The sequence below is a fragment of the Mesorhizobium sp. M2A.F.Ca.ET.037.01.1.1 genome, assembly GCF_003998075.1.
Classification (GTDB): domain Bacteria; phylum Pseudomonadota; class Alphaproteobacteria; order Rhizobiales; family Rhizobiaceae; genus Mesorhizobium.
The window spans coordinates 1-427 of the sequence record NZ_RZSA01001833.1 but is presented as its reverse complement, the minus strand read 5'-3'; the positions used below and the strand labels follow the sequence as shown (position 1 = coordinate 427).

At 62.8% G+C, this 427-nt stretch carries 1 protein-coding gene and 1 pseudogene; one reads left to right on the top strand and one right to left on the bottom strand.

The window, feature by feature from the left end; genetic code table 11:
* A pseudogene (locus tag EOA27_RS42890) lies at positions 1 to 105 on the top strand (Crp/Fnr family transcriptional regulator); the annotation flags it as partial.
* A 79-nt stretch (positions 106 to 184) separates the two neighbouring features.
* On the opposite strand, the gene EOA27_RS40055 reads toward EOA27_RS42890, so the two are convergent.
* Positions 185 to 427 (bottom strand): hemerythrin domain-containing protein (locus EOA27_RS40055; RefSeq protein WP_145970976.1); only part of this gene is annotated, 243 nt, incomplete at its 5' end.

Here is a 427-nt window from a genome sequence, read left to right as displayed (position 1 = left end):
CGGCAGATCACCCGGCTGCGGGGCGAGGGCGTCATCCGCGTCGAAAACAACCGCCACGTCATCGTCGACGACATCGGGCGCCTGGCCGCGCGGGCCGGAGACTGATCCCCGGGGCGTTCGTTTAGAGCAATTCCAGGAAAAGTGCATAGCGGTTTTCCGTCCGGAATTGCGTAAAGACAAATACTTACTGATTGCCGAGAACCTTCGGCAGCACGTGGTCGCGCTCAAAGGCAATGTGGCGGCGCAACGATTCGAAGAAGGCGCGCAGCATATAGCCGAACGCCTCGGGATTTTCGATCTGCCGCCCGTGGCCGTAGGCCAGCAGCGCCTCGCTGAGATCCGCCGCCGCGCTTTCATCCTCCAGGTGCTCGAGCTTCAATCGCGCGACGGTGTCTTCCTCGCCCGTCTGCCGCGCAAAGGCAGGGAA